The organism is Saccharopolyspora sp. NPDC002686 (assembly GCF_040295745.1).
GTDB lineage: Bacteria > Actinomycetota > Actinomycetes > Mycobacteriales > Pseudonocardiaceae > Saccharopolyspora > Saccharopolyspora oryzae.
In genome coordinates this window covers 1-6,618 of the sequence record NZ_JBEOVY010000394.1, presented here as the reverse complement: position 1 = coordinate 6,618, position 6,618 = coordinate 1, and the positions used below count along the sequence as shown (strand labels likewise).

Here is a 6,618-nt window from a genome sequence, read left to right as displayed (position 1 = left end):
CCGCCGAGGTGCGCACGGAGAACAACGAGGTCATGAACCTGACTATGTGCGTCAACTACGGCGGCCGGGCCGAGATCGGCGACGCGGCGCGGGTGCGGGTGATCGGAACGGGCCGGGGATGAGATGGTCATCACGGCGTTTCGCGTCGTCAGGTGAGGCTCTCAGCTCGTTCTCAGGGCCAGGGGTAAGACTGTCCCCATGCGCATCCTCGTCGTCGATGACGATCGTGCCGTGCGCGAGTCCCTCCGCCGGTCCTTGCAGTTCAACGGGTACCAGGTGGAGCTCGCCGCGGACGGTCAGCAGGCCCTGGACCAGTTGGCCGCCAGCCGGCCCGACGCCATGGTGCTCGACGTGATGATGCCCCGGCTCGACGGGCTGGAGGTCGCCCGGCGCCTCCGCAGCACCGGCGATGACCTGCCGATACTCGTGCTCACGGCCCGGGATGCGGTCTCCGACCGGGTTGCCGGGCTCGACGCGGGCGCCGACGACTACCTGCCCAAGCCCTTCGCGCTCGAGGAGCTGCTCGCCCGGCTCCGCGCGCTGCTGCGCCGCGCCAGCCCGCCGGAAGCCGGCCTCGACGACCACCCGGCGGCGCTGCGCTTCGCCGACCTGGAGCTGGACCCCGGCACCCGCGAGGTCCGCCGCGGCGAGCGCCCGATCAGCCTCACCCGCACCGAGTTCGCCCTGCTCGAGCTGCTGATGGCGCACCCCAAGCAGGTGCTGACCCGCAGCCGCCTGCTGGAGGACGTGTGGGGCTACGACTTCCCGACCTCGGGCAACGCCCTCGAGGTCTACATCGGATACCTGCGCCGCAAGACCGAGGCCGAGGGCGAGCCCCGGCTGATCCACACGGTCCGCGGCGTCGGCTACGTCCTCCGAGAGACACCGCCGTGACCGTTCCCGCCCCACCCCCGCCGGACCTCGGCCCGCACCAGCCCAGGGGCCGCTTCCAGCGCGTTTCGCTGCGCAACCGGGTCACCTGGCTGGCCGCGATGTGCGTGGCGGGAGCCGTCGCCCTGGTGTCGGTCGCGGCGTTCGTGACCGTGCGCGACAGCCTCTACCAGCAGCTGGACCAGAGCCTGACCGAACGCGCGGTGGAATCCGCCGAGGGGCCGCTGGTGCGCACCGCGGACCTGCAGCAGGTGCCGGTGGCCTTCTTCACCGCGACGAACTTCAAGATCAGCGTGCTGGGGTCGGACGGCTCCGAGATCGGCCCGAAGGACCAGCGCCCGCCGCTGAGCTTCGCGGAACTCGCGGTCGCGCGCGGCGAAGCGCCGCAGTCCCTGCGCACCGACCAGCGCACCAACAGCCGCGTGGTCGCCGTGCCGACCGGGCAGAACGCCGCGCTGGTGATGTCCACGTCGCTGGACCCCACCCAGCGCACGCTCGCCCAGCTCAGCGTGGTCCTGGTCGTGATGGGCGGCGCCGGGATCCTGCTCGCCGCGGCGGCCGGAACAGCGGTGGCGCGCGCCGGGTTGCGCCCGGTGCAGCGGCTGACCGCCGCGACCGAGCGCGTGGCGCTGACCGGTGACCTGCGCCCGATCCCGGTCGACGGCGACGACGAGCTCTCCCGCCTGACGACCAGCTTCAACGGCATGCTCAGCGCGCTTGCCGAGTCGCAGGAGCGGCAGCGCAGGCTGGTGGCCGACGCCGGGCACGAGCTGCGCACCCCGCTGACCTCGCTGCGCACCAACCTGGAACTGCTGATGGCCTCGGCACGGCCGGACGCGCCGAACCTCGCCGAGGAGGACCGGCAGGAGATGTTCGCCGACGTCCAGGCACAGGTGACCGAGCTGTCCGCGCTGGTCGGCGACCTGGTGGAGCTGGCGAGGGAGGACACCCCGCAGGCGGTGCACGAGCCGGTGGACCTGGTGGACGTGCTGGAGCGCGCGTTGAGCCGGGCCCGGCGGCGCGCGCCGCGCACCGAGTTCGACGTGCGGGTGCAGCCCTGGGTGATGATGGGCGATGCCACCGCGCTGGAGCGAGCGGTGCTGAACCTGCTGGACAACGCCGCGAAGTGGAGTCCGGACGAAGGCCGGGTGCGGGTGGACCTGCTGCCGGACCAGAACACCGGGCAGATCGTCCTGGAGGTCGCCGACAGCGGTCCCGGCATCGCGGAGGTGGATCGGCCGTACGTCTTCGAGCGCTTCTACCGCTCGTCGGACGCGCGGACCCTGCCGGGATCCGGGCTGGGCCTGTCGATCGTCAAGCAGGTCGCGGAGCGCCACGGCGGTTCGGTCTGGGCCGGTGAAGCGCCGGAGGGCGGTGCGCTGCTGCGCATGTCCCTGCCGGGGCGCACCCCGCAGACCGAACAGCAATGAACAGCAATCCCCCAGCAGAGGTAGACCCACGCCACACTTCTGTGTATCACCCGTTCAGGTAGTGTTGGTTCTTGTTCGGTCGTGATCTCAAAGGGGTGGGTGTGCTCGCACGGCAGCGCCAGGAAGTGATCCTCGACGAAGTGCGGCGCACCGGCGCGGTGCAGGTCGGTGACCTGGTGCTGCGGCTCGGCGTGTCGGACATGACGATCCGCCGGGACCTCGACGCGCTGGCCCGCCGCGGCCTGGTGGAGAAGGTCTACGGCGGCGCGACCTCGGTGATCGGCCGCAGCACCGACGAGCCCGGCTTCGAGGCCAAGTCGGTGCGCCAGCTCGCCGAGAAGGAAGCCATCGCCGCGCTCGCCGCCCAGCAGGTCCAGCCGGGCACGGCGATCGGGCTGTCCGCGGGCACCACGACCTGGACGATGGCCCGCCACCTCGACGACGTCGCGGACCTGACCGCGGTGACCAACTCGGTCCGCGTGGCCGATGCCCTGCAGAGACGTGGTCGCACCGACCGCACCGTGGTGCTCACCGGCGGGGTGCGGACCCCGTCGGACGCGCTGGTCGGACCGGTCGCGGTGCAGGCGCTGCGCTCGCTGCACCTGGACATGGTCTTCCTCGGCGTGCACGGCATGGCGCCCCGCGCGGGCTTCACGACGCCGAACCTCAACGAGGGCGAGACGAACCGCGCGCTGGCCGAGGCGGCCGGCCGGCTGGTGGTGGTCGCCGACAGCTCCAAGTGGTCGACCGTCGGGATCTCCACGATCGTCGACTTCGACGAAGTCGATCTGCTGATCAGCGACCAGGGCCTGCCCGTCGAGGCCAGGCAGCTGCTGGGCGAGCACCTGGACCTGGAGCTGGCGGATCCCGAAGGCGCCGAGGAGGAGTCCGTTCGGCGGGGCACTGTGGAGGGGCTTTGAAGCGCACGGTTGGCCGGCTGGCCGACGGCCGGGAGATCATCTACTTCGACACCGACCCGGCGCAGGTCAGGGAGGCCGTCGACACCCGCGAGCTGCCGCCGCAGGCCCCGGCCTCGGAGATGCGGCGGGATCCGCTGACCGGCGAGTGGGTGGCGATCGCCGCGCACCGGCAGTCGCGGATCTACAAGCCGCCGGCCGAGATGTGCCCGCTGTGCCCGAGCGCTCCGGGGCGGCCCAGCGAGATCCCGGAAGCGGACTACGACGTGGTGGTCTTCGAGAACCAGTTCCCGTCGTTCGCGCAGGGGATCCCTGGCGAGGAGTCCACTGTGGAGGGCATGCCGATGGTGCCGTCCGCGCCGGCGACCGGCCGCTGCGAGGTGGTCTGCTTCACCTCCGACCACAACTCCTCGTTCAGTGCGCTCAGTCCTTCGCAGGTGCGCGGTGTCGTGGACGTCTGGGCCGACCGGACCGCGGCGCTGGCCGAAACCCCCGGTGTGGAGCAGGTCTTCTGCTTCGAGAACCGCGGCGAGGAGATCGGCGTGACGCTGCACCACCCGCACGGCCAGATCTACGGGTACCCGTTCGTCACGCCGAAGACCGGCAAGATGCTGCGGGTCGCCGAGGAGTACATGGCGCAGCACGGTCGTCACGTGCAGGCCGACGTCCTGGCCGCGGAACGCGCTTCCAAGCGGCGGGTGGTCGTCGACTCCGAGCACTGGACGGCCTACGTCCCGGCGGCCGCGCGCTGGCCGGTCGAGGTGCACGTGGTGCCGCACCGGAAGGTGCCGGACATCGCGGCCCTCACCGACGCCGAGCGCGACGACTTCGCGACGACCTACCTGGACGTCCTGCGCCGCCTCGACGGCCTCTACGACGGTCCGCTGCCCTACATCGCCGCCTGGCACCAGGCCCCGGTTCGCGTGGGCCGGGACCTGTCCTGGCTGCACCTGGAGCTGTTCTCGGTGCGGCGCAGCGCGGACAAGCTGAAGTACCTGGCCGGTTCCGAATCCGGCATGGCGGTCTGGATCAACGACGTCACCCCCGAACAGATCGCCGACCGGCTCCGGGGGTGACGGCGCGGCCGGCGATTCGTCCGATTGCGGGTGGACGATCGGCTCGCCGACCGTGAGCATGTCCGCATGGAAATCCAGGGCGTGACGGTGGGGCTCCCGGTCGGCGATCTCCCCCGGGCGGTGGAGTGGTACCAGCGGGTTTTCGCGCTCTCCGAACCCGATCTCGAACCGGCGGACGGGGTGGTGGAGTTCCAGCTCGGCTCGCTCGATCTGGCTGCAGCTCGGCGAAGAACCGACCGCTCGTTCCGGTGCTGAGGTCGTGACCCGCTTCAGCGTCGCGGACGCCGCGGCCGAGCGGGAGCGCTTGGCCGCGCTCGGCGTCGACGTCGGCCCGCTCGAGCACGTCCCGGATGCGGTGGACTACTTCGACTTCCGCGATCCCTACGGCAACCGGCTCAGCCTGTACACCGAGCTGTAGTCCGGGCCCGGCGGGTTCGCGGAGTACCGCGCCCGCCGCAGCGCGGCGAAGATCACAGCGAGCTTTGGGGTTTGTCCACAGCTCGGTCTCAGGCACTTCTCAGCCGCGTGGAGCAAAGTGGAGTCATGACCGATCACACCCCGGGTTCCGGCGGCCAGCCGGAAGAACCGACGCCGCAGACCGAGGGCAGTCCTGCGGGCACCGGCGACACGCCGCCTGCCGGGGTGCCGCAGCAGCAGCCACAACAACAGCAGGCGCAGCAGCCGGATCCCGCCCAGTCGCACGCGACGCCGCAACCGGAGGGCCAGCAGCCCTACGGTGCGCAGCAAACCGAGCCAGCGCGCCCGTACTCGCCCCAGCAGTACGCGGCGCAGCAGGAGGGCCAGCCGTCGTACGGGCCGTCGGAGAACCAGCAGTCGTACGCGGCGCAGGGAGCAACGCCGCACGCGACGCAGCAGTTCCCGCAGCACGCGCCCTGGCCCTCCGCCGGTGGGCACACCGCGGTGCAGCCGGGGCCGCACCAGGCCCACGGCCGCCGCGGTGGGCTCGTCGCCGGCGTGGCCGCGCTCGCGCTGGTGTGCGGTCTGGTCGGCGGTGGCGTCGGCGGGTTCGTGGGCTACCAGTTCGGCGGCGACCGGTCCCCAGGCGTCACGTCGCTGGACCAGCCGCGCCCGGCGCGCAGCGTCAACAACGCGCCGCAGGGCTCGGTGCAGCAGGTCGCGCAGAAGGTGCTGCCCAGCGTCGTCCAGCTGCAGATGGTCACCTCGCGCGGCGCCGGTGAGGGGTCCGGCATCGTGCTCAGCCAGGACGGCTACATCCTGACCAACAACCACGTGGTGAGCGGCGACGGCTCCGGCGGCCGGCTCACCGCGCAGTTCCACGACGGGCGCACCGCGCAGGTCCGGGTGATCGGCACCGACCCGAAGTCCGACCTCGCCGTGGTCAAGGCCGACAACATCAGCGGGCTCACCCCGGCCGAGCTGGGGCGCAGCGACGACCTGCCGGTCGGCGCTCCGGTGGTGGCCATCGGCTCGCCGTTCGGCCTGTCCGGAACCGTGACCAGCGGCATCATCAGCGCCAAGGACCGCCCGGTGCGGGCCGGCGGAGAGTCGGGCAGCGAGGACACCGTCCTCAACGCGCTGCAGACCGACGCCGCGATCAACCCGGGCAACTCCGGCGGTCCGCTGGTCGACGTGGACGGCAATGTGGTCGGCATCAACTCGGCGATCTACAGCCCCGGCAACAGCCAGGGCCAGGCCGGATCGGTGGGCCTCGGCTTCGCGATCCCGATCGACCAGGCCAAGCGCATCGCCACCGAGCTGAAGGACCACGGGTCGGCCACCCAGAGCACGCTCGGCGTGCTGATCGGCGCCGGCGACCAGCCGGGAGCACTGGTCCGCAACGTCGTGCCGGGTGGCCCCGCCGAACAGGCCGGGATCCGCAACGGTGACCTGATCACCAAGGTGGACGACCGGCCGATCCAGGACCCCGACTCGTTGGTGGCAGCGGTTCGCTCGCACGCCCCGGGCGACCGCGTCAAGATCACCATCGGCGGGGACCGCACCGTGGACGCCACGCTCGCCGGGCAGGGGTGACCGAGCCCGCGGCCCGGCACCGCCGGGCCGCGTCCCAACCGTCGACCGCCCACCGGGCTGGCCCTGCCCCCTCCGTGCCCCCGGAGCGGTCGACGGTTGGATTACCTGTTTCCTAGTGGCTGGTTTGCTTGACGGTGCAAGTAGCGGAACCTCAGCGCCTGCCTGGACTGCGGGTGCCCGACTTTATGTATGCCAATACACGGCAGTCGGGCCGTCCTCGCCAGGCGAACGCTGAGAACCCGCGGCGGTGCAAGCTGCGAGGGTGGGCTATTCGCCTGGCGGCGAATACAA

7 protein-coding genes and 1 pseudogene are annotated in these 6,618 nt (G+C 71.7%); all 8 read left to right on the top strand.

The window, feature by feature from the left end; translation table 11 throughout:
* Positions 1–92, top strand: a pseudogene (locus ABTZ89_RS33550) (isoprenyl transferase); the annotation flags it as partial.
* A gap of 106 nt (positions 93–198) precedes the next feature.
* Positions 199–894, top strand: coding sequence for a response regulator transcription factor (locus ABTZ89_RS33545; RefSeq protein WP_270948583.1), 696 nt, complete (start codon positions 199–201; stop codon positions 892–894).
* Positions 891–2,321, top strand: coding sequence for a HAMP domain-containing sensor histidine kinase (locus tag ABTZ89_RS33540; protein WP_270948584.1), 1,431 nt, complete (start codon positions 891–893; stop codon positions 2,319–2,321). Before ABTZ89_RS33545 ends, ABTZ89_RS33540 begins: the two co-directional genes overlap by 4 nt.
* A 101-nt stretch (positions 2,322–2,422) precedes the next feature.
* Positions 2,423–3,241 (top strand): DeoR/GlpR family DNA-binding transcription regulator, encoded by an 819-nt coding sequence (locus ABTZ89_RS33535; protein WP_351052372.1) that lies wholly within the window; start codon positions 2,423–2,425, stop codon positions 3,239–3,241.
* Entirely contained in the window at positions 3,238–4,314 is a 1,077-nt protein-coding gene (gene galT, locus ABTZ89_RS33530; protein ID WP_270948586.1) for a galactose-1-phosphate uridylyltransferase, read from the top strand. The genes ABTZ89_RS33535 and galT overlap by 4 nt, the downstream gene beginning before the upstream one ends.
* Positions 4,315–4,380: 66 nt before the next feature.
* Entirely contained in the window at positions 4,381–4,569 is a 189-nt protein-coding gene (locus tag ABTZ89_RS33525; RefSeq protein WP_351052369.1) for a VOC family protein, read from the top strand.
* 4 nt (positions 4,570–4,573) lie between these two features.
* The gene (locus ABTZ89_RS33520; protein ID WP_351052366.1) at positions 4,574–4,732 is read left to right on the top strand and encodes a hypothetical protein; all 159 of its coding nucleotides are present in this window, start codon (positions 4,574–4,576) and stop codon (positions 4,730–4,732) included.
* 125 nt (positions 4,733–4,857) lie between these two features.
* Positions 4,858–6,327, top strand: a complete 1,470-nt coding sequence (locus tag ABTZ89_RS33515) for a S1C family serine protease (protein WP_351052363.1) — start codon at positions 4,858–4,860, stop codon at positions 6,325–6,327.
* The last annotated feature ends 291 nt before the right edge of the window (positions 6,328–6,618 follow it).